Consider the following 25,590-nt stretch of genomic DNA (forward strand, 5'->3'; position numbering starts at 1 on the left):
GGGCACCGTGACCCGGCTGGCCCTTCCGCGCTGGCTGCTCGTGCCAGCCGCGCTCGGCACGCTCTTCGTCGGGCTGCCGGTGGTCGCGATGGCGCTGAGCGTCGACTGGGGCAGCTTCGGCTCCCTTGTCACGAGCGACGCCTCGACCGACGCCCTCCTCCTCAGCCTGCGCACGGCGGCGGTGTCCACCGTCCTCTGCCTCCTCCTCGGGATCCCCCTCGCCGTCGTCCTCGCCCGGACCTCCGGGACGGCAGCGACCCTGCTCCGCGCGGTCGTCCTCGTCCCCCTCGTCATCCCGCCCGTCGTCGGCGGCATCGCCCTGCTCCAGGCCTTCGGGCGGCGCGGCCTCCTCGGGTCGACCCTCGAGGTCGCCGGGCTCCAGGTCGCCTTCTCGACGACCGCCGTCGTCATCGCCCAGACCTTCGTCGCGATGCCGTTCCTCGTGCTCAGCCTCGAGGGGGCGCTGCGGACGGCGGGTACGCGGTTCGAGGAGGTCGCGGCGACGCTCGGCGCCGGGCCGACGACGGCCTTCCGCCGGGTGACGCTGCCGCTCGCCCTCCCCGGCCTCCTCTCCGGCACGATCCTCGCCTTCGCCCGATGCCTCGGCGAGTTCGGCGCGACGATCACCTTCGCCGGCAGCCTCCAGGGAACGACCCGCACACTGCCGCTCGAGATCTACCTCCAGCGCGAGAGCGACCCGCGAGCCGCGGTCGCGCTCAGCCTCGTCCTCGTCGCCGTCGCGGTGCTCGTCATCGGCCTCACCCGCGCCCGGCGCGACCCCGTCGGAGTCGTGTCGTGACCCTCCCCCTGCACCTGCGGGTCGGCGTGGACGCCAGGGGTGTCGACGTCGACGTCACCGTGGGCGCCGGCGAGACGCTGGCCCTGCTCGGGCCCAACGGCGCCGGCAAGTCCACCGTCCTGGCCGCCATCGCCGGGCTCGTCGCCCCCGACTCCGGCACGGTGCGGCTCGGCGACCGCACCCTGTCCGACGCAGAGGCGCACACGTGGGTCCCGCCCCACCGTCGCGGCATCGCGCTCCTCGCCCAGGACGCCCGTCTCTTCCCCCACCTCAGCGCCCTCGACAACGTCGCCTTCGGCCCGACCGCCTCCGGCGAGGGGCGGGCCGCGGCCCGCGAGCGCGCGGCGCACTGGCTCGCGGAGGTGGGGATGACGGCATCCGAACGACGCAGGCCACGCGAGCTGTCGGGAGGCCAGGCGCAGCGGGTCGCGATCGCCCGGGCGCTGGCCACCGAGCCCGACGTCCTCCTCGTCGACGAGCCGCTCGCGGCGCTCGACGTCGAGTCCGCGCCCGACGTGCGCGACCTGCTCCGCCGCGTGACGCACGACCGCACGACGGTCCTCGTCACCCACGACGTCCTCGACGCCGCCCTGCTCGCCGACCGGGTGGCCGTCATGCACGAGGGCCGGGTCGTCGAGGAGGGCGAGACCGGGCGGGTGCTGAGCCGGCCGACGAGCGACTTCGGGGCGCGGTTCGCCGGGCTCAACCTCGTGCGCGGCGTCGCCAGCGGCGGGGACCTCCGGATGACCGACGGTCGCGTCCTCCACGGCATCGCCGAGACGCCGCTCGTCGACGGAGACCCGGCGTCGGCGGTCGTCTCGCCGTCGGCCGTGAGCGTCCACCTCGAGCCGCCGCACGGCAGCCCTCGGAACAGCCTCGACGCGACGGTCACCGACCTCGAACCGCACGGACAGCTCGTGCGGGTGCGCACCGACCTGCTCAGCGCCGACATCACGCCGCCCGCGGTCGCCGACCTCGACCTGCGCCGCGGCACCGCCGTCGTCCTCTCGGTCAAGGCGACCGAGGTCCACTTGCACCCGGCATGATCGCCATGGCTAGCCTGAGGTGATGACCTCAGGTTCCGCGCTGCCCGAGACCGCCCCGGCCCTCGTCGTGCCCCGCAACGGCGGCTCCGACGTGCTCGAGGTCCGCGACCAGCCGCTGCCCGAGCCGGGTCCCGCACAGGTCCTCGTGCGCGTGGCCGCCGCGGGCGTCAACTTCATCGACACCTACCAGCGCGAGGGTGTCTACCCGATCCCCACGCCGTTCGTCTCCGGCAGCGAGGGCGCCGGGGAGGTCGTCGCCGTCGGCGAGGGCGTGACCGACTTCGTCGTCGGTGACCGCGTCGCGTGGGGGCAGGGCCTCGGCTCCTCGCAGGCCTACGCCCCGGTCGACACCAGGAACCTCGTCCACGTCCCGCAGGGCGTCGAGCTCGAGACCGCGGCCGCCGCGATGCTCCAGGGCCTCACCGCGCACTACCTCTCGACGAGCACGTATGCCGTGCAGCAGGGCACCGTGGCCCTCGTCCATGCGGCGGCCGGTGGCGTGGGCCAGCTCCTCACGCAGATGGTCAAGCTGCGTGGCGGGCGGGTGATCGCGACCGCCGGCTCGCCCGAGAAGCTGCAGACCGCCAGGGAGCGGGGCGCCGACGAGCTTCTCGACTACAGCCAGGTCGACGACCTCGCCGCCGCCGTGCGCGACCTCACCGACGGTGTCGGTGTCGACGTCGCCTACGACGGCGTCGGCAAGGACACCTTCGAGGCCTCGCTCGCCTCGCTCAAGCCGCGCGGGCTCATGGTTCTCTACGGCGGCGCGAGCGGGCAGGTCCCGCCGTTCGACCTCCAGCGGCTCAACGCGATGGGCTCGCTCTTCGTCACCCGCCCGAGCCTCGGCGCCTACATCGCGACCCCGGACGAGCTGCGGGCTCGCACGACCGAGCTCTTCGAGTGGATCGAGTCCGGCGACGTGAAGGTGACGATCGGTGGGCGCTACCCGCTCGAGGACGCCCGGACGGCATACGACGACCTCGAGGGACGCCGCACGCAGGGCAAGCTCGTCCTCGTCCCCTGAGGGGCGGGACCGGCCCCGTGGCAGGTGTCGTCAGTTCCAGAGGACGGCGACGAGTGTGTTGACGATCGCGAGCGCGCCCGCGGCGTGGACGAGGTTGGGGTTGCCCTGACCGCGGCGCTCGCGACCTGCGGCGATCTCCGCGCACGCCGCGACTCCGAGGGCGACGAGCAGCTTGACGGCGATCTTCGTGTGGTTGACCTCGCCGTCGCCGGCCTCGTTGATGCCGACGAGGACCAGACCGGTGAGGATCTGCGCCCGCGCGCCCCAGACCAGGGCCGGCGTCGGAACGCCCCGCCTCACGACCACGCTGCCGACGATGGCGAGCAGGCCGAGGAGGTGGAGCACGAGCACAACGATCTTGAGGGCATCCATGGCTCGAGGTTAAACACCGAGGTCGCGGCATCCGTGCCCCGGTCACGCCAACGGCGCAGAACCTGACCAACGGCGCCCCCACACGTGCGCCGGTCACCCATCTGAGCGCCGCTCGCGCGACCGGCGCAGAGCCTGCCGGGCCCCTCGGTCAGACGAGACGCCGCCCCATGGCCCACGCCGTGAGCTCGTGGCGCGACGAGAGCTGGAGCTTGCGGAGCACCGACGAGACGTGGGTCTCGACCGTCTTCACCGAGATGAAGAGCTCCTTGGCCACCTCCTTGTACTGGTAGCCGCGGGCGATGAGCCGCATCACCTCGCGCTCGCGCGCGGAGAGCCGGTCGAGCTCCTCGTCGACCTCGGCGATCTCGCCGGCGGCCGCGCCGAACGCGTCGAGGACGAACCCGGCGAGCCGCGGCGAGAAGACCGCGTCGCCGTCGGCGACCCGCCGCACCGCGGTCCCGAGGTCGCGGGCGGTGATCGTCTTCGTGACGTAGCCGCGGGCGCCCGCACGGATGACGGCGATGACGTCCTCGGCGGCGTCCGAGACCGACAGGGCGAGGAAGCGGACCGGCGCACCGGCGAGCGACTCGACGCCGAAGCAGCCGTTGATGACGTCCGCCCCGCCCTTGCCCGTGCCGCCGGGCAGGTGGACGTCGAGGAGGACGACGTCGGGCTGTGTCTCGCGCACGACCTTGACCGCCGACTCGACGTCCGGCGCCTCACCGACGATCTCGATGGCCGCGCCCGCCTCCTCGGCGAGCTCGCTGCGCACGCCGGTGCGGAACATCCGGTGGTCGTCGACGAGGACGACGCGCACGGGGGCCGCGGTTCCCTGCGGCTTGGGCTGGGTGGACATCACTCGTCTCCTTCGAGAGGCGGCAGCGTGAGCTCCACCTCGGTCCCGTCCTCACGGCGGCGGAGCCGGGCGGTGCCGCCGTGTCGTTCCATCCTGCCGAGGATCGAGGCCCGCACGCCGAGCCGGTCCTCGGGGATGTCGTCCATCTCGAAGCCGTCCCCCCGGTCGCGCACGAACGCCTCGACCCCGGTCGGGCCGATCTCGACGTATGCCGTCACCGGCGGCTTGCCGTGCCGCGTCGCGTTGAGCATGGCCTCGCGCATCGCCCGGGCCAGGGCTGTCCCGTGCTCCTCGAGGGGCCGGTCGCCGGTGACGACGAGGTCGATGACGACGCCGCTGTGGTCCTCGACGTCGTGGGCGGCGGCGGTCACGGTCGAGGCGAGGGTCTCGTCGGAACCGGCGGGGCCGGCATACAGCCACGAGCGCAGCTCGCGCTCCTGGGCGCGGGCGAGCTGCGTCACCGAGGCCGGGTCGTGAGAGCGACGCTGGATGAGAGCGAGGGTCTGGAGGACCGAGTCGTGGAGGTGGGCGGCGATGTCGGCGCGCTCGTTCGCGCGAGCGGCGACCTCCTGCTCCTCCCGGTAGTCGCGCCAGAGCCGGACGACCCACGGCGCGGCGATGAGCGCGCAGCCGACGAGGACGGCGACCGTGGCGAGCAGGGCGTCGCCCATCTCGGCGAGCGACCCGCCGCGGATGGTGAGGACGAGGATGCCGATGACGGCGACGACGATGCCGAGACCGAGGCGCAGCCAGAGCATGCCGCGGTCCTGCTGCTGCGTGCCGAGCCACTTGGTGCGCTCGGCGTCGTCGAGGTGCGACCACGCGACGGTGACGCCGACGGCGATGAGGATGAGCGGCAGGAGCACCCCGGCGCGCACGTCGACGCCCGAGAGCTGGAGGCCCACGACGGCCCCGATGAGGACGAGCAGCGCGCCGCCGGCGACGAACAGCCCCCAGCGCGACTCGCCGAGACCGCTCACGGCGCGCAGGGCACCGGGCTCGCGCTGGCCGCCGACGGTGTCGCTCGACGGGGTGACCGCCCAGAGGAAGAGGTAGATCGGCAGGCCCGGCCCGAGGAGGGCCAGCACGACGAAGACGATGTGGACGGCCCGGCGGCTGACGTCGAGGTGCTCGGCGATGCCCACGCACACCCCGCCCACCCAGCGCCCGTCGAGGGGTCGGGTCAGCGGCGGGCGTCCCGGGGTGGGGAGGTCCGCCGGCGTCGTGACGCGCTCGTAGGGGGTGGGCACGAGTCCATCCTGACGCACGATCGCCGTGCTGGTGACCCCCGCAGGGGTGTCGTGGGGGTCCCCTCAGGGAGTCGTCAGGGTCGACCCTCATGGCAGGGGTCGTCGTGGTCGAGCACTCTTGAGGACATGACGCAGACACCGCACCAGGCGCAGACCGGCGCCGCCTCCCAGGAGCGCCCGCAGGGCAGCAGGTTCTGGGACGACATCCTCTCCACCGGGCTCCGCCGCGACCGCTCCCGCCAGTGGTTCGCCGGTGTGTGCTCCGGCATCGCCCGCCGGGTGGACGTCGACCCGGTCCTCATCCGCGCGGCCTTCATCGCCCTCACGCTCTTCGGCGGGTTCGGCATCGTGGCCTACCTCGTCGCCTGGCTGCTCCTGCCGGACGAGAGCGGCCGCATCATGGCCCGCGACGCGCTCGACCGCCAGAACGGCGCCGACGCGAGCGGCGCGATCGTCCTCTCGGTCATCGCCGTCCTCGTCATCGCCGCGATCGTCTTCGGCGACAACGGCATCCTCATCGGCTGGGGCGTGATCCCGCTCGCGATCGTCGGCTGGCTCTTCTGGCGCCACGAGCAGGGCAAGCGCAACGCGTCGTGGCAGTCCGCGCGCGGTGCCGCGAGCCCCGACCGCACCACGACGACGTATGCCGCGAGCGCACCTCCCGCTCCCGCCTGGGCGAACGCTCCGGTCGGCACCACCGCCCCCGGCACGACCGCTCCCGTGGCTGGCGTCCCGCTCGCAGCGGGCGCGACGGCCACGGCCGGCGCCCCGACGGCTCCGACGACCGGCCCGGCCGGTCCGATGGGTCCGGGCGCTCCCGCCGGCCCGTTCGGTCCCGCGACGCCCGGCGGTCACGTGCCGCCGACCGGCTCGTGGCAGCCGCCGCCGGCACCCCCGGTGCCGCCGCGTGCCCACGTGCCGCTCGCACCCCCGCCCCCGCCGCGTCCGCGTCGCCGCACCGCCGGCTTCGCCGGGTTCGCCCTCGTCCTCGGCCTCGCGGTCGTGGGCTACGGCGCCGGGCTCATGCTCGACGGCCCGGTCGGCTTCCCCGGGTCGCGGGAGCTCTTCGGTGGCGTCCTCGCCCTCGGCGCGGCCTCGCTCGCGACGATGATCATCGGCCTCACGGGACGCCGCAGCCTCCTCTCGGCCACGCTCGTCGCCATCCTCGGCCTCGGCGTCGGCACGGCCGGCATCGTCGAGAGCTCGTGGGAGGGCGACCGCGGCCTCCGGACCTGGACCCCGTCGGCGTCGACCACCCCGCAGGAGTTCGACCACAGCGTCGGCCGCACGACGATCGACCTGCGCCCGCTCTTCGCCTCGCTCGCGGCCCGGCCCACGCCGTCCGGTGGCTCGGTGCCCGTCCCCGACCCCGCGGTCGCGCCGCAGGACCTCGACATCGAGCAGGGCGCGGGTGAGATGACGATCCTCGTCCCCGCCGGCGCCAACGCCCAGATCCGGGCCAACGCCGAGTTCGGCGAGGTCCGTGTCGTCGGCAACCTGCCCGAGGGCTTCTCCAACCGCGACGACGGGCGCAACGACGGACCGAGCGAGACGCTGAGCCTCGACCTCGGCACCGGGGCCCCCGACGTCATCATCCGCGCCGACATCACCGTCGGCCAGATCACCATCCAGGAGGGCTGACCGATGAGCCAGCAGCACGACGACACGACCCGCATCGAGACCCTTCTCGACGAGTCCGGCTCGCGCGAGGAGCCCGGCACCACCGAGGACCCCGGCACCAGCGAGACGTCCAGCACCACCGAGGCGCCCCGGACCGCCGAGGCCTCCGGCGCCACCGAGGCGCCCCGCACCACCGAGGCGTCCGGCGCCACGGGCGCGACCACGAGCTGGTCGCCCTACGACGCCCACCGGGCCACGCCCGAGTTCAAGTCGGGTCCGGCCCCGACGACCTCCGTCGTCGGCCTCCTCGGCCTGCTCACCGTCATCGCGGTGCTCGTCGCGCAGGCCACCGATCTCGACATCCCCTGGGGTGTCGTCGGACCCGTCGCCGTGGTGGGCGCCGGAGTCCTGCTCGTCGTCCTCGGGCTGGCGGGTCTGCGTGGTCAGCGGTACAGGGGCTGAGGATCGACGCAGGCACCCAGGTGACGTCCGTTCAGTGCCGACGCCGCGGAAGGCGGAGAGGTCACTGGGCGGGCACGCCGGCGACGGCGAGTGCATCGGGGACCGAGCTCGCGAGCGGCAGGCTCGCGAGCTCGGTCCTCGTCACCCACCTGGCTGCGGAGGTCGACCCACCCACGTCGAGCACGACGGGGTCGGTCGGCTCGTGGCAGGTCGCGGTGTGGAAGAGCCGCACCGCGTGGAAGTCCTCGACCCTCCCGCTCGGCGCCCGACCGACCCAGTGCCGCGTGAGCACGGTGACGAGCCGCACGTCGGTGACCCGCTGACCGGTCTCCTCGTGGACCTCGCGGACGACGGCGTCGACCGGCTCCTCCCCGGGGTCGAGCCCGCCGCCGGGGAGGTTCCACAGCCCGGCCGCGTTGGTCCGCTCGGACAGCTCGGTGAGGAGCACGCCACGGATGCTGCGCACGACGGCATACGCCGCGATGCGTTGGTAGGGAACGGCGTTCGCGACGTCGACCTCGGTGAGACCGTCGTCGCGCGGCACGCTCGGCCCCGGCAATGCGGACAGGTCGCCACGGAAGCGCTTCACGGCATACCGGATCTCGAGGTCGTCGACCGCGCTGCGGTCGGCGGACAGCGGTGAGCCGGTCCAGCCGAGCGCGGCGAGCTCCGTCGCCGGGTCCGCGCCGTGGCCGAGCTCGAAGCGGACCACTTCGTCTCCCCCGTGCAGGGCGACGACGGCGATCACCGCGCCGCCTCATGGAGGGTGCGCGCCCGGGCGTACTCGTCGAGCGTCGCGTCCACGACGCGCTCCCACGACTGTGCAGGCGGCGTCGCGAGGTTGTGGGCGCGCAGCCGCGCCAGCTCCTCGGGGTGGGCAGCGAGCTCTGCGAGGGCGGTCGCGAGCCCCTCGTCGGACGAGCGGAGTATGCCGTCGCGCCCGTCCTGCACGAAGTCGTCGACGCCCGTGCCCTGCCGGGCCACGACCGCGAGACCCGCGGTGCGCGCCTCGAGGGCGGCGATGCCGAAGGCCTCGAGCCGGGCCGTGGTGAGGTAGGCGTCGCTGCGCCAGTGCAGGTCGCGCAGCGCGTCACGGCCGAGGCGGCCCGGGGTGTGCACCCAGTCGAGGCCATGACGGTCGAGCACGGCGCGCACGAGGCGCCGCTGGGGTCCCTCGCCGACGAGGTGCGCCTCGAGCCGGACGCCCGGCGCCAGGGTGTCGAGCCGCTCGCGGGCGCTGCGGAGCACCTCGACGAGGGCACCCGGTCGTTTGCGCCGGACGAAGCGCAGGGCACTGACGACACGCACGACGCCGTCGTCGGGGCGCGGCCTGCCGAGGTCCTGCGGCGGTCGCCAGTGGTCGACGTCGATGCCGTTGCCGACGACGCGCACGTCCGTGGTGCCGGCGACGTCGCCGACCCGCTCGGCGGCCATTCCCGAGACGGCCGACAGCGCCACCCCCGACTCGTGCCAGCGTCGCGCGTGGCCGAGCAGCCGGAAGACCGGCGCGCTGCGGTCGATGACGCAGTGCCACGTCGTCGCCGTCGGCAGGCCCGCCGCGAGCGCGACGCCGACCATGTCGGTGGCGAACGGGCTCACGACGCCCATGTGGGCGTGCGCGACGTCGAAGCGTCCCTCGTCGAGGAGGGCGCGGACCTCGTCCTTGACGAACGGGTTGACCGGCGGCGCCCCGGGGACGGGCAGCGGGAGGCGGTGGACCGTGACGGCCCCCGTGGAGGTCGTCGAGTGCTGCCGGGTCTCACCCGCGGTAGCGGTGACGACGTCGACCTCGTGCCCGGCCGCGGCGAGCCGGTGCACGAGGTCGTGCACCTGGACCTCGATTCCGCCGAGGCGCGGCAGGTAGCAGTCCGACAAAAGGGCGATCCTCACGAGCGACCAGCCTGCCATGCGTCAGGATGGGCGCGATGACTCGCACGCTCGTGGCCTTCCACGCCCATCCCGACGACGAGGCCCTCCTCACCTCCGGCACCATGGCCAAGGCTGCAGCGCAGGGGCACCGTGTCGTTCTCGTGGTCGCCACGGACGGCGCGCTGGGCCTGGCGTCCGAGGACTTCCGCACCGACGGCGACCTCGCCGCCACCCGCCTCGACGAGGCCCGCGCCTCCGCGGAGGTCCTCGGGGTCGACCACGTCGAGTGGCTGGGTTACGCCGACTCCGGCCACGACGGCCCCGTGCCCGCGGACCCGCCCGGGCGGGTGCGCTTCTGCCGGGCCCCGGTCGAGGAGGCCGCCGAGCGCCTCGCCGCCGTGCTGACGACCGAGCGCGCCGACGTGCTCCTCACCTACGACGCGGCCGGTGGATATGGGCACCGCGACCACGTGCGCGTGCACGAGGTCGGCGCCCTAGCCGCCGAGATCGCCGGCACCCAGCGGGTGCTCGAGGCCACCGTCCCGCGCGACACCATCGCGCGGGCGGTGCGGCTCGCGGGCAAGGTCTATCCCTTCCCGAAGGAGTTCGACCCGACGAGCTTCGAGCGCGCGTTCACCGCGCGGGCCGACATCACCCACCGCGTCGACGTCCGCCGTCACATCCCGGCCAAGCGCGCGTCGATGCGCGCCCACGCCTCGCAGGCCTCCAACGACGGCTCGCAGAGCGGGGACCGGACCCTCGCCGCGTTCCTGAGGATCCCGCGCCCGCTCTACGACCTCGTCTTCGGGCGCGAGTGGTTCCGCGACCCGAGCGTGGGGCGCGACGGCGGCGGGTCGGGTGCGGACGGCATACGGACCGATGTCTTCGAGGGGCTCTCGTGAGCCCGCGCGCGAAGCAGGTGCTGCGTGCCGTCATCGGGCTGGCGCTCGCGGTCGCGCTGCTCGGCTGGGGCTTCCCCAAGGTGGCCAAGACGACGTGGGGCGAGGTCTTCGACCAGCTGCATCGGGTGACCGTCGTGGAGTCCCTCGGGTTCCTCGGGCTCGTGCTGCTCGGCCTCGGCTGCTACACCTTCACCTTCACCGGGTCGCTGCCCGGGCTGAGCCAGTGGCGCGCCTTCATCGTCAACATCTGCGGCTCGTCGGTGAGCAACCTCCTGCCCGGGGGTGGGGCGGTCGGACTCGCGGCGACCTACACGATCCTGCGGTCGTGGGGCTTCAGGAACCGCGACGTCTCGACCTCCGCGATCGTCACCGGCGTCTGGAACACCCTCGCGCGGATTGCCTTGCCCATCGTCGCCATCATCATGCTGTGGGTCGGCAACGACGGCCTGCCGAGGTCGCTGACGAGTGCAGCCTGGGCGGCCACCATCTCGGGGCTGGCGATCTTCGCCGCCTTCGTCGCGATCCTCGCCAGCGAGAAGGCCGCCCAGAGCATCGGACGCGGGCTCGACCGGGTGCTCGGCCCGCTCTTCCGCCGGCGCAAGCGCACGATGAGCGTGAGCGAGCTCGTCCACGACATGCGCGGCCGGATCAACGAGGTCGTCCGGACCGGCTGGGTGCAGATGACGCTCGGGATGATCGGCTTCTTCGGGTTCTACTACCTGCTCTTCGTCCTCATCATGCGCACCGTCGGTGTCGACATGCCGCTGGGCATCCTCTTCGCGGCGTTCGCCATCGGCCGGCTGCTCACCGCGGTCGGGGTCACGCCCGGTGGGGTCGGCGTCACCGAGATCGCCTCGGTCGCGGCGCTCGTCGGCTGGGGAGCCCCGCCCGAGGCCGCGGCCGCGGGCATCTTCCTCTTCTCGATCTTCACCCACCTCCTGGAGGTGCCGCTCGGGGCGCTCGGCTGGCTCGCCTGGTCGATGACCCCGCGGGTTACGGGCGCCTCGGGCGAGGACGAGCCGGTGGAGGCCGTCGCCGGCCACTGACCGACGTATTGCGAGTTCTGGCGCTTCCGCGGTCGGTGACGGGCGTCCAGAGCCGCCAGGACTCGCAAGAAGTCGGGGTCAGTCCCGGACGAAGACGATCGCCATCGGGGTCTGCTCGCTGCCCTGCCCGAGCGGGTTGTCGGCGAACATCTCCTCGAAGCGCGCCTTGTCGCCCGGCACGTCGCTGCCGAGGACGTTGCGGCCGATGTCGTTGGCGTCCATGACGATCGTTCCGGCGAACTGCCCCTGGTATGCCGTCGGCACCCGGTCGCGGATCGCGCGCGAGAGCCGCGCGGCGACCCGGTCGGGGTCCTTGGGCGCGAGCTTGGCCGAGACGTTCGACGGGTAGGCGGAGTACTCGGTCGGGCCGTCGATGGCGCTGATGTCGTTGCCGACGAGCTCGTAGAACAGGCCCTTGCGACCGATCGCCTTGCCCACGGCACCACCGGCGGCGGCGTAGAGGACGCGCGGCAGGCCGGCCTCCTCGATGGCGAGCTGCATCGTGAACGGCGAGCCGAGACCGATGCCGGCCGGCGTGCGCGTGACGTACTTGGAGAGGATCCGCGCCGGCTTGCCGACCTTGATGTCCCAGATGAAGTAGGACCGGCCCTGGGTGATGGCGATGATCTTCTCGGAGATGAAGAGGTACCACCGGCCCTTCGTCGCGGCGTCGTGCTCGGGCCCGCCCTCGGGCAGGGCGGCGAAGAACTCCTCGATGCGCGGCAGCACCTTGGCGTCGAGGTCGTCGTCGGCGGCGAAGAGCTCGGTGCGCAGCGGGTAGCGGCGCACGGTCTCCCCGCGCTCGGTCGTGATGTCGAGGACCTTGCCGGCGTTGGGCTCGAGGTCGGACTTCGGCGCGGCCTGGACCTGCGCCTTGTCCTCCTGCGGGGCCTCGTCGAAGAACTCCTGGAGCCACAGCTCGAGGTTGAGGAAGCGCCAGAACATCATCGTGTCGGCGTTGTTGCTGCCCTTGATCCAGCCCTCGAAGGCGTGGAGGACCTCGGTCTGCTCGAAGTAGGGGCGGCCCGCGAAGGACTCGCTGAGGAAGATCGAGTAGAAGTGGTTCTTGAGCCGCATGAACCACTCGGACTGGGGGGTCGTGAAGCCGATCTTGTTGCGGCGACGGTTGATCGACTCGGGCAGCAGGCCGCGGGTGGCATCGCGCAGGATGCGCTTGTTCCAGCCGTCCTTGATGATCGCCTCGTCGGTGAGGCTGAAGATGAACTTCACGACCTCCTTGTCGAGGAACGGCACGCGCCCCTCGAGCGAGAACCGCATCGTGTTCTTGTCCTCGTAGCGCAGCAGGCTCGGCAGGCTGTTGTGGAAGAGGTCCTCGATGAGCCGCTTCTTGAGGTTCGACTGCTCGACGGGGAAGCGCTCGTCGGTGAACTGCGAGGTGAAGTCGCGCTTGAGCAGCGAGGTCACCGGCACGTCCTTGCGGCCCTTGAGCTTGGCCTTGACCCGGAAGCGGCCGAGGCGGAAGAGCACGTCGAGGCTCTTGCTCAGCTCCGCGGCGGCGACCTTGGCACCCTGCGCGCGCAGCTGGCGGAGGTAGACGGCGTAGTAGGGGATGTAGCCGGCCATCATCTCGTCGGCGCCCTGGCCGTCCAGGAGGACCGTGACGTGCTTGGTCGCCTCGCGCATCACCTGGTACTGCGCGTAGGGGCCGCTGGAGATGAGCGGCTCCTCCTGCGTGCGCACGAAGTCGCGCAGGTCGGCCTTGAACTCGTCGGCCGTCGGGAGGATCTTGTGGCCGTCGACGTGCCCCTTGCAGATGTCGAGGACGGCGTCGACGTACTGCTCCTCGTCGTTGATCGAGTTCGGGAAGACGGCGCTGAAGGTGTTCTGCTGCACACCGACCGACTGGGTGCGCTCGTCGCCCTCGTTGATGAGCTGGTTGATGACGACGGCGACGGCCGAGCTGTCGAGGCCACCGGAGAGCGACGTGCCGACCGGGACCTCGGACTGGAGCCGGAGCCGCACCGCCTCGACGAAGCGCTCCTTGTACTCGGCCGCGGCGGCGTCGTCGTAGGGGCGCTGCTCGAGGGCGAGCTCGGCGAGCTCCTCACGCAGGCGGGTGAACATCGAGCGCCGGATGCCGTCGGCGTCGGCCTCGAGCATCTCGCCGGGCTGGAGCCGCTCGATGCCGTCGAAGAAGGTCTCGGTGCCGTCCTCGTGCGCGCGGAAGCGCAGGTAGCGGTAGATCGAGCGCTCGTTGGGCTTCTTCTCGTAGAGGCCGCTGGCGAGGATCGGCCGGATCTCGCTGGAGAAGAGGAGGGCCTCGCCGGTGACGTCACCGTCGGAGGCGGGCACCCGGCATACGTAGACGGGCTTGATGCCGAAGTGGTCGCGCGCGAGGGTGAGGCGCTGCTCGTCGCGGTCCCAGATCGCGAGGCCGAACATGCCGTTGAAGCGGTCGAACGCCTCGCCGCCCCACTGCGCGAAGGCCTGCAGGACGACCTCGGTGTCGCTGTCGGTCTCGAAGGTGCGGCCGAGACCCTCGAGCTCGGCCCGCAGGTCGAGGTAGTTGTAGACCTCGCCGTTGTAGGCGATCGTGAAGCGCCCGTCGGCGGTCGCCATGGGCTGCTGGCCGTGGGCGACGTCGATGATCGACAGGCGCCGGTGTGCGAGGCCGCACGGCCCCTCGACGAAGAGGCCGTCACCGTCGGGACCGCGGTGCTGCTGGCAGTCGTTCATCGTGGCGAGGAGAGCCTCGTCCGCCGGAAGTCCGTAGTAGCCCGCGATGCCGCACATGCGACCAACCCTAATGGCCGTATGCCGGCCGCCCACCACCCACTCGTCCCGGCCCCGCCCGTGGTGGGCGGGACCGGGACGAGGTCAGGGTCAGGGGGTGTAGTAGCCCGCGAGGTCGGCGATGACGTCGACGCTGCCGACGGCGTTGGAGAAGGTCACCTGGTTGCCCGGCGCCACCTTGGCGACGACCATGTTGGCGACCGTCTGGCCGGCGACGTAGTTGAGGTTCGACGCGTTGGGCTTGCCGACGTTGCCCGGGTAGACCGTGAGCCAGCTCGTCTTCGTCGGGCCGGTGGCGGTGACGTTGAGCGCCACCGCGGTGGTGCCCGCCGGGATGCCCGGGACGGTCAGCGTGATCGTCCTCGGGGCCGCGCCGAGCTTGGCCTTGGGTGCGCCGGTGCCGAGGCGGGTGTCGAGCACGCGCTTCGGGGCGACCCCGGTGTACTTGCCGGCCGTGTCGCTGGCGAACCAGCCGGCGAGGTCGGCGAAGAGGTGGGTGCTGCCGCCCGCGTTCCACAGGCGCACCTTGCCGTCCGGGCTCACCCTGACCGTCACGAGGTTGGGCACGGTCTGCCCGGTCGTGAAGTTGAGGCTCGACGCGTTCGGCCGGCTGGCGTTGGCAGGCCAGACGGTGACGTAGCTCGGCGCCGTCGGCTGGGTGGCCGTGACGTTGAGCGTGACCGCCTCGGCACCGGCCGGGAGGTCGGTGATGTCGAGGACGACCTCACGACCCGGTCCGACCTTACTCGTGCTCGAGGTGCCGAGCGCGCTGCGGGTGTCGAGGACTCGCTTGGGTGCGACCGGCGTGTAGGCAGAGCCGAGGTCGGGGGCGTAGTAGCCCGCAAGGTCGGCGAGGACGTCCACAGTGCCGTTGGCGTTGTAGATGCTCACCTGGTTGCCCTGACCGACCTTGGCGATGACCTGGTTGGGGACGGTCGCGCCCTTGGCGAAGTTGACGTTCGACGCCGTCGGGCGTGGCTGGTTGAAGGGCCACACGGTGAGGTAGCTGCTCGCCGTCGGGTTCACCGCGGTCACGTTGAGGGTGACGGCGGTCGTACCGGGAGCGAGGTTCGGCATCGTCACGTTGATGGACTGGCCCGCGCCGATCTTGCGCGCCATGAACGTACCGAGGCCGGAGCGGGTGTCGAGGACACGCGTCGGCGAGATCGCGGTGAACATGCCCTTGTCGTTGTCGACGACGAAGGACTGCCACGTGCTCTCACCGAGGGTCGAGCCGGTGACGTCGAGTGCCGTGACGCGCCACTCCCAGGTGCCGTTGAGGATGGCAGCGGGAGACGCCCACGAGGTGGCGGCCGTGACGACGTTCTCGGCGAGGGTTGAGGAGCCCTTGGCGCGCCGCTCGAAGCGGTAGGTCACGGCGCCGGTCACCTCGGACCAGTCGAAGATCGGGCTGTAGCCGCTCATGGTCGCGCCCGGGGTCGGGGACGTCAGGGCGGGCGCAGCACCCTTCGAGAAGAACCTGCCCGTGGTCGACCACTGGCCGGGGCGGTTGTCCGCATCGAGCCTGGCAACGCGCCAGACATAGGCGGACGCGCTGGCCGGCAACGGCGTCGAGTGGGCGTAGGCGACCTGCTTGCCGGTGACGCTCACCACGCGGTTGGCGGGAGACCAGTTGGAGTCGTTGTTCTTGTAGACCTCAAGCGTGTAGCTGCCTGCGAAGGTCGTCGGAGCCCACTTGAAGGCAGTCAGCCCGGAGGTGCTGACCCCGCCTGTCGGAGTGTCGAGGACAGGTGCGGGGCTCTGCTTGACGAAGGACTGGGTCGGTGACCACGTCAGGCCGTTGTTCGCCGCGTCGACAGCCTGGACGCGCCAGTAGTAGGTGCCCTCGGGGTAGGTGCGGTCGAAGGCGGTGTATGTCGTCTGGTCGACGAGCTGGGTGTCCACGAGCGTCGCGAAGCTCGGCGAGGTCGACACCTGGATGCGGTAGTGCTTCGCGGCCTGCCAGCTGGGAGTGGTGGTGCTGAGCGGGTACCTGGCAGCCTCGTTCGTCTCCAGGTAGTCCTTCCACTCGAAGGTCACCTGGTTCGCTACGCGAGTGGATGGATACGCCTTGGCGTCGAGTGGCTTCTGCAGTTCGACTGCCGGGGACGTCTTGTTGAAGGCGTTCGTTGCCGCGGCCTTCGTCGACACGGGGTCGGGTGCGCAGACGTTCTTCGTCTTGCACGGGCGGATGTACCAGTAGTACGCCTGTCCCGCTTGGCTGTCAGGCAGCGCTGAGGGGATGATCGTGAAGTCGCTCGCGCGCGGCGTCCACATGCTGCCGACCGTGGCCGGGACCTTGTCGTAGATCAGGCTGGTGAGCTCTTGGTCCTGGCCCACGTAGACCTTGTAGAGACCGGCACCAGCCACCGGCGCCCAGTCCAGCACTGGGGTCGCGGGGACGCCCTCGCACTTGGTCGGACCCGACGTCGCAGCGAGCCGGGCAGCACAGAACGCCGGAGAGGCAGGGTCGAAGCCCCTCCCGTTGAGGGCGATCCTCTGCCCGGTGACCGCAGGCAGGTCGAGGATGCGGAAGTTGCTGACGGAGCCCGTGGCGATGACACCGCCCGTGGCGTTGAGGGCCTGAACCTGCCAGTCGTAGAGCCCGGGGTTGAGCAGCACCTCACCCGTGTCCGTCGCCGAGGGGTAGAGGTGGTTGTCCTTGAGGATCGGCGCGTAGTCGCGACCGAAGTAGAAACCGCTGCCGGCGATGCCCATGCTGACGACGTACTGCTTCGCGTCCGGGTGCGGCTCCCACGTGAGGTTCGGGAAGCGCGTCGACTGCGTGCCCGCCGGGGTGAGCGGAGTCAATGGAACCTTACCAGTGGTCGGTGGGGTGCCCTCCAAGGTGAAGGTCCAGTCCGGGGGCCTGGGAGAGAGCCGGTCGTCACCGTCGACGGACTGGACGAACCAGCGGAAGGGACCTTTCGTCGGGTCGAAGAAGCTCGAGCTCGTGGGAGTCCAGCTCAGCGAGTGCGTGTCATAGGTCCGGGAAAGGCCTGCGCTGTTCGTCAGTGTCACGCGGTACTTCACGGCGTCCCGCGCCGCGAGCCACGTCAGCGTCGGCACGGCTGTAGTTCCGCCGTCCACGGGCGACTGGCGCTGGACGACTCCCGACGAGTACACGAAGGACTGGATCGGCGAGAAGATGCCCTGCACGCCCTTGGGCTCGTCGAGGCCCCGCACGCGCCAGTACGTCACCGCCCCTTGGCTCGGCATGCATTTGTCGGTCGGCATCATGTTCGGCGGAACGAGATACCCCGCCGCGTACGTCGTCCCCGCCGTGTAGCAGGTCTGGTACGTGACGTTCTGGCTGGAGAAGTTCGGGTCGGTGCCCACGTCGAGCTGGTACGTCGTCGCTCGGTCGACCGGAGTCCACTGGAAGTAGAAGTCATCCGGGACTGCGGGAGTGAGCTGGTTGAGGGGATGCACGAGCGTCGGAGCACTGGCCCAGCTGCGCTGGAAGTTGTAGCGCTTCACCTCGAGGGAGGACCAGTCGAAGGTCTGGTCCTGGTTGTTCCGTGCCCTCACGCGCCAGTAGTACTGGTCGTTGAGGTAGGTGACCGGCGGGGAGTACTGGGTGCTCTTGATGCCCACACGGGTGTCGACGATCGTATTGAACTGCTGGTCGGTGCTCACCTGAAGGTCGTAGGTCTTCGCGCCCGGGACAGCCGCCCACTTGAGCACGACGTCGTCAATCTCCCCGTCTTCGTTGTCGAGCGGGAACGTGCCTTCGACCTTGGGCAACTGCCCAATCGTGTAACTACGCTCGGGTGAGAAGGCGGTGTAGAGCCCGTTGCTCAGCTGTGCGCGCACTCGCCAGAAGTAGGTGCCGTCGGCCTTGGGGTCGGGGACGACGAATGACGTGCTCTTCGTGGTGTAGCTCGATGCCTCGATGAATTCGGCATCGGAGTCCACCTCGATCTGATAGGCGGTCGCACCGGTCACGCCCAACCACGTCAACAGAGGCGGGTCGGAGGGCTGCTCGAGAGCCGACCTGTCCAAGGGGGTCTTCAGCTGCGGGGCCGTCTGGCCACCAACGGAGTGAGTCGCTGAGGCCCAGGCGCTCGTCGTGGTGAAGCCCTCGACTGCCCGGACCCGCCAATACACCACTCCTCCCGGCAGGAGGACCGTAGGCACAATCATCCGGTTCGTCGTGGACTGCTTGAAGAGCGTCGTCGAGAACGCCGACGACGCCGAGACCTCGACGTCGTACTTCGTCGCCGACGCGACGCGCTTCCACGAGAGAGTCGGCGTCGACGAACCGGAAGGGCTCGACGACAGCTCGGTGGGCGCGACGACCGCGGCCTGTGCGGCCGACCCCATGGCAGGCAGCAGGCTCACGACGAGCGCGAGCGCCAGGATGAGGCGCGCGGGCAGCGCAAGATGACGAGAAGGTGCAGCCATTGGGGGTCCCCCGGGGGAAAGATTCGACGTGTGGCCGTGTCAGGCTAGGGCACCGTCGAAGCGCCTACCACGCGAATGGCGAAACCGGTGGAAACCTCGCGGGCCATCTTCGACGTTGACCCGTCCCCGCAGGTCAGCGACCTGCCGAGGTCACTCCCACTCGATGGTGCCCGGCGGCTTGCTCGTCACGTCGAGGACGACCCGGTTGACCTCGCGCACCTCGTTGGTGATGCGGGTCGAGATCTTCGCGAGCACGTCGTAGGGCACGCGAGTCCAGTCCGCCGTCATGGCGTCCTCCGACGAGACCGGCCGGAGCACGACGGGGTGACCGTAGGTGCGCCCGTCGCCCTGGACGCCGACCGAGCGGACGTCGGCGAGGAGAACGACCGGGCACTGCCAGATCTCGCGGTCGAGACCGGCCGCGGTGAGCTCCTGGCGGGCGATCTGGTCGGCGGCGCGCAGGATGTCGAGCCGCTCCGCGGTCACCTCGCCGACGATGCGGATGCCGAGGCCGGGCCCGGGGAAGGGCTGGCGCCACACGATGCCCTCCGGCACGCCGAGCTCGAGGCCGACCTGGCGCACCTCGTCCTTGAAGAGGAGGCGCAGCGGCTCGATGAGCGTGAACTGGAGGTCGTCGGGCAGTCCGCCGACGTTGTGGTGCGACTTGATGTTGGCCGTGCCGGTGCCGCCACCGGACTCGACGACGTCGGGATAGAGCGTGCCCTGCACGAGGAACTCGACCGGGTGGCCGTCGCGCTCGGCGGAGCCGACGACGTCGCGGGCGGCCTGTTCGAAGACGCGGATGAACTCGCGCCCGATGATCTTGCGCTTCTCCTCGGGGTCCGAGACCCCGGCGAGGGCGCCCAGGAACTGCTCCTTGGCGTCGACGACGACGAGGTCGACACCGGTCGCCTCGACGAACTCCTTCTCGACCTGCTCGGCCTCGCCCGAGCGCAGCAGCCCGTGGTCGACGAAGACGCAGGTCAGCTGGTCGCCGACGGCGCGCTGCACGAGCGCGGCTGCGACGGACGAGTCGACACCGCCGGACAGCGCGCAGAGCACGTGCTTGTCGCCGACGGTCTCCCTGACCTGCTCGACGAGCGACTCGACGACGTTGTGCGCCGTCCACTCCCCCGCGAGCCCGGCGCCGCGCAGGAGGAAGTTCTCGAGCACCCGCTGGCCGAACGTCGAGTGCATGACCTCGGGGTGCCACTGCACGCCGTAGAGCCGGCGCTCGTCGTCCTCGAAGGCGGCGACCGGCGCGCCGGACGTCGTCGCGGTGACCCGCATGCCCTCGGGCGCGGCCGTCGCCGCGTCACCATGGCTCATCCACACCGACTGGTCGGAGGGCTGGCCGTTGAAGAGGGTCGAGTGGGTGTCGGAGACCTGCGCCGGGGTCGAGCCGTACTCGCCCAGACCGGTGCGCTCGACGGTGCCGCCGAGGGTCTGGACCATCGCCTGGAAGCCGTAGCACATGCCGAAGACCGGCACCCCTGCCTCCAGCAGCGAGGCGTCGAGGCTGGGTGCGCCCTCCTCGTAGACCGAGCTCGGCCCGCCGGAGAGGATGATCGCAGCCGGATCCTTGGCGAGCATCTCGCTCGCGGCCATCGTCGAGGGGACGACCTCGCTGAAGACGTTGGCCTCGCGCACGCGGCGCGCGATGAGCTGGGCGTACTGGGCGCCGAAGTCGACGACGAGCACCGGGCGGTCGGACAGGTGGGGGGTCTCGCTCACGCAGACAGGCTACCGGCGGCGGGACCCCGGCCCGGACGCAGTTCCGGCCCCGGGACGGTCCGGTCGGTCAACGGGCGCCCAGACGGCCCTCGACCTCGGCGGCGACGCGGCGCTCGACCCAGAACGAGAGGAACGGGACGCAGCCCGCGAGCATGACGCCGACCATCTTCGGCAGCGACCAGCCCACCTTGAAGCCGAGGTTGGCGGTGGCGACGAGGTAGACCATGTAGATGAAGCCGTGCGGCTGCGGCCACCACCTGAGCGGGTTCTGCTCGCCGCTCATCGACGTGGCGTACTCGAGCACCATCTCGACGACGAGCACGAGCAGCCCGACGCCGACGATGAACGCCATGACCTTGAAGAAGGTCAGCGCCTTGCGCGCCGCCGTCTCGTCCCGGATCCCGCTCTGCGCGCTGGCTTGGCTCACGTCACTCACGCGGCCCATTGTCACTGCTCCCCCTGAGAGCCTCCGCGGTGGCCTCGTCCTGCTTCTCGGCAGCCTCCTCGCCCGGCCCCACACCAGCCGCCTCCGCCTTCGCCTCGTCATCATCCCGCTGCTCGTCGCGCACGATCCGCCACCACATGTAGAGCGCGAAGAGCGCGAAGGCCCACCACTGGAACGCGTATGCCGCGTTGCGCCACTTGAAGCCCGTCTCACCCGACGGGGTGGGCACCCGCTCCATCGAGCCGAGCGTGGCCGGCGTCGCGGCCGGCGACTCCTCCTGCTGGAAGACGAAGGCGTTGTAGAGGTCACCCGGCCAGCGCCCGACGAGGACCGAGGTGTCGACCGAGCCGAGCTGGCCCTCGGGAGGTGACTGGCCGGCATACGGGGACTCGGGTGGAGCCAGCCCACCCGTGACGGTGACCGATCCCGACGGGACCGGCGGGAGGTCCGTGGGCGAGATGACGAAGCCGCGGAGCACGGGCAGCGTCGCACCCGTCGACGCGACGCGCAGCGGGGCGACGACCCAGAAGCCGGGGCGCCCGTCAAGGCGCCGGTTGGCGACGACGACCTGGTCGGTCCCGAACTCGCCGGTCGCGGTGACCGGGCGCGTGCCCAGTTCGCCGGGGAAGTCGGTGTGCGGCCGCAGGACGGTCTCGATGGCCACCGGCTGCTGCGAGCGGGCCTTCTCGAGCGACTCGCGCAGCGCCTCGTCCTCGGCGACGCCGAGCTGCCACCGGCCGAGCTGGACGAAGGCGATGACGACGAGGACGGCGACCGCCAGCAACGCGAGGTTGCGGGGCTTGATCGCGGTCCGGAGCACGTCTGGAGCCTAAACCGCTGACCTGAGCCGAAACTCGGTGGATCGGCGTCGGTGCGGGCTCCTACCGTGGACCTGACATGCCGACGACACCCTGGACCTACTCGCTTCCCGACGAGGCCACTCCCCCACACGACGCCGACCGCCTCCTCCTCTGGCTCGTCCGGTGGCAGTGGCGCACCCTCCTCGCCGGCGCGGCCTTCGGGATCCCGTGGATGCTCTCGATCGCGCTCGTGCCGGCCGCCATCGGCAAGGCCATCGACGACGGGCTCGTCGCGCGCGACGGCCGGGCGCTCGTCCTCTGGTCGGCGGTCATCCTCGGCATGGGCCTCGTCAGCGCGGCGACGACGAACCTGCGGCACTGGTTCGCGGTGCGCAACTGGCTCTTCGCGGCGTTCCGGTCGGCGATCGTCACCGAGCGCGCCGTCCGTCGAGCCGGTCCGGCGCTGACGCGGGAGAAGCCCGCCGGCGAGGTGCTCACCGCCTTCGCCAACGACTTCTGGAAGGTCGGCATGGCCTTCGACGTCTCGGCCCGGTTCGCGGGCGCGATCGCGAGCTTCGTCGTCGTGTCGGTCATCCTGCTCCGCGGCTCGGTGCTGCTCGGGCTCGTCATGCTCGTCGGCGGTCCTCTGCTCCTCGCCTCGCTCGCCTTCGTCATGCGCCCGCTGCAGAAGCGCCAGGAGGCGCAGCGCACCGAGTCCGGTGAGCTCACAGCCCTCGGCGCCGACACCGTCACCGGGCTGCGTGTTCTGCGCGGCGTCGGTGGCGAGGAGACCTTCCTGAGCCGGTATGCCGGCCAGTCCGGTCGCGTGCGTGCCGCCGGTGTGCGCCTCTCGGGTGTGCAAGCGGTGCTGGACGCGTCGCAGGTGCTGCTGCCCGGCGTCTTCGTCGTCGTCGTGACGGGCCTGGGCGCGCACCTGGCGGTGGCCGGGGACATCTCGCCCGGACAGCTCGTCGCGTTCTACGGCTACACGGCCTTCCTCACGATGCCGCTGCGGACGGCGACCGAGTTCGTCAACAAGCTCATCAACTCCCGGGTCATGGCTCGGCGGCTCGTCTCGATCCTCGCGTCCGAGCCCGACCACGCGCCCACGCCGGCGTCGGTCGGTGGGTCGGTTGACGGGTCCCTCGGCTCCGACGTCCTGCCGCCGCCGCGGCCGGAAGACCTCGGGTCGGGGGACGTCGACCTCGTCGACCCGGTGTCCGGGGTGCGCATCGTGCCCGGCGAGCTCACGGCGATCGTCTCCGCCCGCCCGGAGGAGTCCGCGGCGATCGCGGCCCGCCTCGGCCGCACTGTGCCCGGACGCCACGGCGTCACCTGGGCAGGCGTCGCACTCGACGACGTGCCGATCGAGCAGGTGCGGCGCACGATCGTCGTCTCACAGGCCGACCCCCACCTCTTCAGCGGGCCGGTCCGCCGCGAGCTCGGCGCCCTCGACCAGCCCGACGACGACGCCCTGCTCGCCGCGCTGCACACCGCCGACGCCATGGACGCCGTGGAGTCGATCGACGGCGGCCTCGACGGTGAGCTCGAGGAGCGCGGACGCTCTCTCTCCGGCGGCCAGCGCCAGCGCCTCGCCCTCGTCCGCGCGCTCGTGCGCGACCCAGAGGTCCTCGTCCTCGTCGAGCCGACGAGCGCCGTCGACGCGCACACCGAGGCGCGCATCGCCGAGCGGATCCCCAAGCACCGCAACGGTTCCACGACCGTCGTCGTGACGGCCAGCCCATTGCTGCTCGACCGCGCCGACCGGGTCCTCCTCGTCGAGGACGGACGGGTGACCACCGTCGGAACGCACCGCGACCTCGTGCGGAGCTCACCGGCATACAGGCGCGTCGTGCTCCGCGAAGTGGAGGACGAATGATGATGAGGACTGAGCGATGACCCCGATCCTCCAGCAGCTCGGCGAGACCGACCACGCCAAGCGGTCGCTGCCCATCGCGAGCCGGCAGACCGTCGTCGCGCACACCCGCGTGCTGCTGCGCGACCATCGCCGTCCGCTCCTCGTGGTCCTCGTCCTGCACGGGCTCGCCGCGCTCGTCGGGCTCGTCGGCCCGTGGGTCGTCGGCCAGGTCGTCGAGGAGGTGACACGCTCCGGTCCGCGCGCGGCGAGCCTGCAGCGGATCGACGTGCTCATCGCCGTCCTCGTCGCCGCGATCCTTGCGCAGACGGTGCTCACCTGGTTCGCGCGGCGGGCGGCGTTCATCCTCTCCGAGCACGTGTTCGCCCGGCTGCGCGAGGACTTCGTCCGCGACGCCGTGCGCCTGCCGCTGTCGACGCTCGAGCGGGCCGGCACCGGCGACCTCGTCGCGCGCACGACGAACGACATCGACGCGATGACGCACGTCATCCGCTTCGGCATCCCGGCGGTCGTCGTGTCGGTCATGTCGGTGACGGCGACGGTCGTGGCAGCGGTCCTCACCTCGCCGCTGGCCGCGCTGGCGCTGCTCACCCCGCTCCTGCTCCACGTCCCTTCGACCCGGTGGTACCTGAAGCGCGCGGGGCGGGTCTACCTCTGGGAGCACGCGAGCTACGCGCGGCTCAACTCGGTCGGCGCTGAGACGATCGACGGCCTGCGGACGATCGACAACCTCGGCCTCTCGGCCGAACGCGCCGCGCGGTTCGACGAGGCCCTCGAGGAGGCGGGTCGCGCGGAGCGGGTGGGCGTCGGCCTGCGGCTGCGCTGGTTCCCGTGGCTCGAGATCGGCTTCTTCCTGCCCATCACCGTCTCGGTGCTCTGGGGCGGCTGGCTCGCCTGGAACGGTCACGTGTCCATCGGCGCCGCCACCGCGGTCACGCTCTACATCCAGCAGATGCTCGACCCGCTCGGCGACCTCATCAGCTGGCTCGACGAGATCCAGTTCGCCGCGACCTCGCTCGCGCGCGTGCTCGGCGTCGGCGAGGTGCCGCCGGACCGGATCGCCACCGGCGAGGAGCCTCGCGGCGAGACCATCGAGGTCGAGGACGTCCGCTACTCCTACCGCGAGGGCCGCGACGTCCTGCACGGCGTCTCGCTCACGCTGCGACCGGGCGAGCGGCTCGCCATCGTCGGGCCCTCGGGCGCCGGCAAGTCGACGCTCGGCCGGCTCATGGCGGGCATCGACGGACCGCGTACCGGCCGCGTGACCGTCGGCGGCGTGCCGCTCGTCGACCTCCGGCTGTCGACGCTGCGCGGCGAGGTCGCCCTCGTCACGCAGGAGCACCACGTCTTCGTCGGCACCGTGGCCGACAACCTCCGGCTCCCGCGGCCCAAGGCCACCGACGACGACATGTATGCCGCGCTGGCCGCGGTCGACGCGGACGGCTGGGTCCGTGCCCTGCCGGACGGACTCGACACCAGGGTCGGGTCCGGCGGTCACGAGCTGAGCGAGGCCCAGGCACAGCAGCTCGCGCTCGCCCGGCTCGTGCTCGCCGACCCGCACACCCTCGTCCTCGACGAGGCGACGTCGCTGCTCGACCCGCGCGCGGCCCGCCACCTCGAGCGGTCGCTCGCGGCGGTGACCCAGGGCCGCACGGTGGTCGCGATCGCACACCGGCTGCACACGGCATACGACGCCGACCGGGTCTGCGTCGTGGAGGACGGGCGGATCACCGAGCTCGGCACCCACGACGAGCTCATCGAGCGCGACGGTGCCTACGCCGCCCTGTGGCGCGCCTGGCGAGATGAGGAGTAAGCGGGACCGGGTCTCACGCTCTGCGTGCGCGGAGTAGAGGCCCGGGGTCCCACACTCGCGAGTGGGGCGGAGGACTAGGCCCGAGTAGTCCGGAAGGATGATTCTCCATCGTTCGGTCGTAGCGACGCGGGCGTGGCCCGAGACTGCCCTCGGACAGCGCGCCTGCGCGGTCCTTCGTTAGGGGAACCTCGCCGACCTTCGTGTGCCGATGGCGTCCAGGGCTGCCCCGCCGCCGGTACCCGCGAAAGGCCCCTGATGAGGACCACGCTTCGACGCCTTGCCGCCCTGACCGTCGCCGCCCTGGCCCTGAGTGCCGCGCCGGCCCTCGCGAACCAGGCGGTGGCTCCCGCGTCCCAGTCGGCTGTCGCTGCGGCGACCCCGACGCAGCCCGGCTCGTTCGTGTCCCTCGCCCCCGCCCGCGTCCTCGACACCCGCACCAACCTCGGCGCCACCGGACCCATCACCGCCGGCGGCACCGCCCGCGTCACCGTCCTGGGCAAGGGCGGCGTCCCCAC

Annotated in this window: 21 protein-coding genes; 11 read left to right on the forward strand and 10 right to left on the reverse strand. The window is 71.7% G+C overall.

Annotation, left to right across the window (positions count from 1 at the left end; all coding sequences use genetic code 11):
* Positions 1–7: 7 nt before the first annotated feature.
* Genes ACOJV7_RS17570 through ACOJV7_RS17580 form a run of 3 tightly spaced genes read left to right on the forward strand, consistent with a single transcriptional unit; the run spans position 8 to position 2,869 of the window.
* The gene (locus tag ACOJV7_RS17570; protein ID WP_420191531.1) at positions 8–799 is read left to right on the forward strand and encodes an ABC transporter permease; all 792 of its coding nucleotides are present in this window, start codon (positions 8–10) and stop codon (positions 797–799) included.
* Positions 796–1,845, forward strand: coding sequence for a sulfate/molybdate ABC transporter ATP-binding protein (locus ACOJV7_RS17575; RefSeq protein ID WP_420191532.1), 1,050 nt, complete (start codon positions 796–798; stop codon positions 1,843–1,845). Before ACOJV7_RS17570 ends, ACOJV7_RS17575 begins: the two co-directional genes overlap by 4 nt.
* A 22-nt stretch (positions 1,846–1,867) precedes the next feature.
* Positions 1,868–2,869, forward strand: a complete 1,002-nt coding sequence (locus tag ACOJV7_RS17580) for a quinone oxidoreductase family protein (protein ID WP_420191533.1) — start codon at positions 1,868–1,870, stop codon at positions 2,867–2,869.
* Positions 2,870–2,899: 30 nt separating this feature from the next.
* On the opposite strand, the gene ACOJV7_RS17585 is transcribed toward ACOJV7_RS17580, so the two are convergent.
* The 3 genes from ACOJV7_RS17585 to ACOJV7_RS17595 form a co-directional block, all read right to left on the reverse strand.
* Positions 2,900–3,241: a hypothetical protein gene (locus ACOJV7_RS17585; RefSeq protein ID WP_420191534.1), complete on the reverse strand. Its 342-nt coding sequence runs from the start codon at positions 3,239–3,241 to the stop codon at positions 2,900–2,902.
* A 148-nt stretch (positions 3,242–3,389) separates the two neighbouring features.
* Positions 3,390–4,097, reverse strand: coding sequence for a LuxR C-terminal-related transcriptional regulator (locus ACOJV7_RS17590; protein WP_420191535.1), 708 nt, complete (start codon positions 4,095–4,097; stop codon positions 3,390–3,392).
* A complete protein-coding gene (locus ACOJV7_RS17595; RefSeq protein ID WP_420191536.1) occupies positions 4,097–5,347 on the reverse strand; it encodes an ATP-binding protein in 1,251 nt (416 codons plus the stop codon). Before ACOJV7_RS17595 ends, ACOJV7_RS17590 begins: the two co-directional genes overlap by 1 nt.
* 126 nt (positions 5,348–5,473) lie before the next feature.
* Between ACOJV7_RS17595 and ACOJV7_RS17600 the strand changes: the two genes are divergently transcribed.
* Both ACOJV7_RS17600 and ACOJV7_RS17605 read left to right on the forward strand, forming a co-directional pair.
* Complete coding sequence (locus ACOJV7_RS17600) at positions 5,474–6,988, forward strand: PspC domain-containing protein (RefSeq protein ID WP_420191537.1); 1,515 nt, start codon at positions 5,474–5,476, stop codon at positions 6,986–6,988.
* A 3-nt stretch (positions 6,989–6,991) separates the two neighbouring features.
* Positions 6,992–7,429 (forward strand): hypothetical protein, encoded by a 438-nt coding sequence (locus ACOJV7_RS17605; protein WP_420191538.1) that lies wholly within the window; start codon positions 6,992–6,994, stop codon positions 7,427–7,429.
* Between the two features lie 61 nt (positions 7,430–7,490).
* On the opposite strand, the gene ACOJV7_RS17610 is transcribed toward ACOJV7_RS17605, so the two are convergent.
* Both ACOJV7_RS17610 and ACOJV7_RS17615 read right to left on the reverse strand, forming a co-directional pair.
* Entirely contained in the window at positions 7,491–8,177 is a 687-nt protein-coding gene (locus ACOJV7_RS17610) for an NUDIX hydrolase (protein WP_420191539.1), read from the reverse strand.
* Positions 8,174–9,319: a glycosyltransferase family 4 protein gene (locus ACOJV7_RS17615; protein ID WP_420191540.1), complete on the reverse strand. Its 1,146-nt coding sequence runs from the start codon at positions 9,317–9,319 to the stop codon at positions 8,174–8,176. The genes ACOJV7_RS17610 and ACOJV7_RS17615 overlap by 4 nt, the downstream gene beginning before the upstream one ends.
* Positions 9,320–9,345: 26 nt before the next feature.
* On the opposite strand from ACOJV7_RS17615, the gene ACOJV7_RS17620 reads away from it, so the two are divergent.
* Positions 9,346–10,200, forward strand: a complete 855-nt coding sequence (locus ACOJV7_RS17620) for a PIG-L deacetylase family protein (RefSeq protein ID WP_420191541.1) — start codon at positions 9,346–9,348, stop codon at positions 10,198–10,200.
* Positions 10,197–11,246 carry a lysylphosphatidylglycerol synthase domain-containing protein gene (locus ACOJV7_RS17625; protein ID WP_420191542.1) on the forward strand — a complete coding sequence of 350 codons (1,050 nt, stop codon included), beginning with the start codon at positions 10,197–10,199 and terminating at the stop codon, positions 11,244–11,246. The genes ACOJV7_RS17620 and ACOJV7_RS17625 overlap by 4 nt, the downstream gene beginning before the upstream one ends.
* A gap of 78 nt (positions 11,247–11,324) precedes the next feature.
* Here ACOJV7_RS17625 and asnB read toward each other — a convergent pair whose 3' ends face one another.
* Positions 11,325–14,000 carry an asparagine synthase (glutamine-hydrolyzing) gene (gene asnB / locus ACOJV7_RS17630; protein ID WP_420191543.1) on the reverse strand — a complete coding sequence of 892 codons (2,676 nt, stop codon included), beginning with the start codon at positions 13,998–14,000 and terminating at the stop codon, positions 11,325–11,327.
* 90 nt (positions 14,001–14,090) lie between these two features.
* Positions 14,091–17,948, reverse strand: a complete 3,858-nt coding sequence (locus tag ACOJV7_RS17635; protein ID WP_420191544.1) for a phage tail protein — start codon at positions 17,946–17,948, stop codon at positions 14,091–14,093.
* 124 nt (positions 17,949–18,072) lie between these two features.
* Here ACOJV7_RS17635 and ACOJV7_RS17640 point away from each other — a divergent pair, with 124 nt between their 5' ends.
* On the forward strand, positions 18,073–18,390 hold the full coding sequence (locus ACOJV7_RS17640) for a hypothetical protein (RefSeq protein ID WP_420191545.1): 318 nt from the start codon (positions 18,073–18,075) through the stop codon (positions 18,388–18,390).
* Positions 18,391–18,557: 167 nt separating this feature from the next.
* Here ACOJV7_RS17640 and guaA read toward each other — a convergent pair whose 3' ends face one another.
* From guaA to ACOJV7_RS17655, 3 genes are all read right to left on the reverse strand, one after another.
* Positions 18,558–20,141 (reverse strand): glutamine-hydrolyzing GMP synthase, encoded by a 1,584-nt coding sequence (gene guaA, locus ACOJV7_RS17645; protein WP_420191546.1) that lies wholly within the window; start codon positions 20,139–20,141, stop codon positions 18,558–18,560.
* 67 nt (positions 20,142–20,208) lie between these two features.
* The gene (locus tag ACOJV7_RS17650; protein WP_420191547.1) at positions 20,209–20,577 is read right to left on the reverse strand and encodes a DUF3817 domain-containing protein; all 369 of its coding nucleotides are present in this window, start codon (positions 20,575–20,577) and stop codon (positions 20,209–20,211) included.
* Positions 20,570–21,406, reverse strand: a complete 837-nt coding sequence (locus ACOJV7_RS17655; protein ID WP_420191548.1) for an SURF1 family protein — start codon at positions 21,404–21,406, stop codon at positions 20,570–20,572. Before ACOJV7_RS17655 ends, ACOJV7_RS17650 begins: the two co-directional genes overlap by 8 nt.
* Positions 21,407–21,483: 77 nt before the next feature.
* On the opposite strand from ACOJV7_RS17655, the gene ACOJV7_RS17660 reads away from it, so the two are divergent.
* The 3 genes from ACOJV7_RS17660 to ACOJV7_RS17670 form a co-directional block, all read left to right on the forward strand.
* Positions 21,484–23,265 (forward strand): ABC transporter ATP-binding protein, encoded by a 1,782-nt coding sequence (locus ACOJV7_RS17660; RefSeq protein WP_420191549.1) that lies wholly within the window; start codon positions 21,484–21,486, stop codon positions 23,263–23,265.
* A gap of 16 nt (positions 23,266–23,281) precedes the next feature.
* Positions 23,282–25,075, forward strand: a complete 1,794-nt coding sequence (locus ACOJV7_RS17665) for an ABC transporter ATP-binding protein (protein ID WP_420191550.1) — start codon at positions 23,282–23,284, stop codon at positions 25,073–25,075.
* A 255-nt stretch (positions 25,076–25,330) separates the two neighbouring features.
* Positions 25,331–25,590 (forward strand): hypothetical protein (locus tag ACOJV7_RS17670; RefSeq protein WP_420191551.1); only part of this gene is annotated, 260 nt, incomplete at its 3' end.

Source organism: Knoellia tibetensis (assembly GCF_048606415.1).
Classification (GTDB): Bacteria; Actinomycetota; Actinomycetes; order Actinomycetales; family Dermatophilaceae; genus Knoellia; species Knoellia tibetensis.

Bases quoted from the DNA above. Each gene is read 5' to 3' on its own strand.
- ACOJV7_RS17585 (WP_420191534.1), bottom strand. From the start codon at position 3,241: ATGGATGCCCTCAAGATCGTTGTGCTCGTGCTCCACCTCCTCGGCCTG.
- ACOJV7_RS17660 (WP_420191549.1), top strand. From the start codon at position 21,484: ATGCCGACGACACCCTGGACCTACTCGCTTCCCGACGAGGCCACTCCC.
- ACOJV7_RS17600 (WP_420191537.1), top strand. From the start codon at position 5,474: ATGACGCAGACACCGCACCAGGCGCAGACCGGCGCCGCCTCCCAGGAG.
- asnB (WP_420191543.1), bottom strand. From the start codon at position 14,000: ATGTGCGGCATCGCGGGCTACTACGGACTTCCGGCGGACGAGGCTCTC.
- ACOJV7_RS17580 (WP_420191533.1), top strand. From the start codon at position 1,868: ATGACCTCAGGTTCCGCGCTGCCCGAGACCGCCCCGGCCCTCGTCGTG.
- ACOJV7_RS17605 (WP_420191538.1), top strand. From the start codon at position 6,992: ATGAGCCAGCAGCACGACGACACGACCCGCATCGAGACCCTTCTCGAC.
- ACOJV7_RS17665 (WP_420191550.1), top strand. From the start codon at position 23,282: ATGACCCCGATCCTCCAGCAGCTCGGCGAGACCGACCACGCCAAGCGG.
- ACOJV7_RS17590 (WP_420191535.1), bottom strand. From the start codon at position 4,097: ATGTCCACCCAGCCCAAGCCGCAGGGAACCGCGGCCCCCGTGCGCGTC.
- ACOJV7_RS17620 (WP_420191541.1), top strand. From the start codon at position 9,346: ATGGGCGCGATGACTCGCACGCTCGTGGCCTTCCACGCCCATCCCGAC.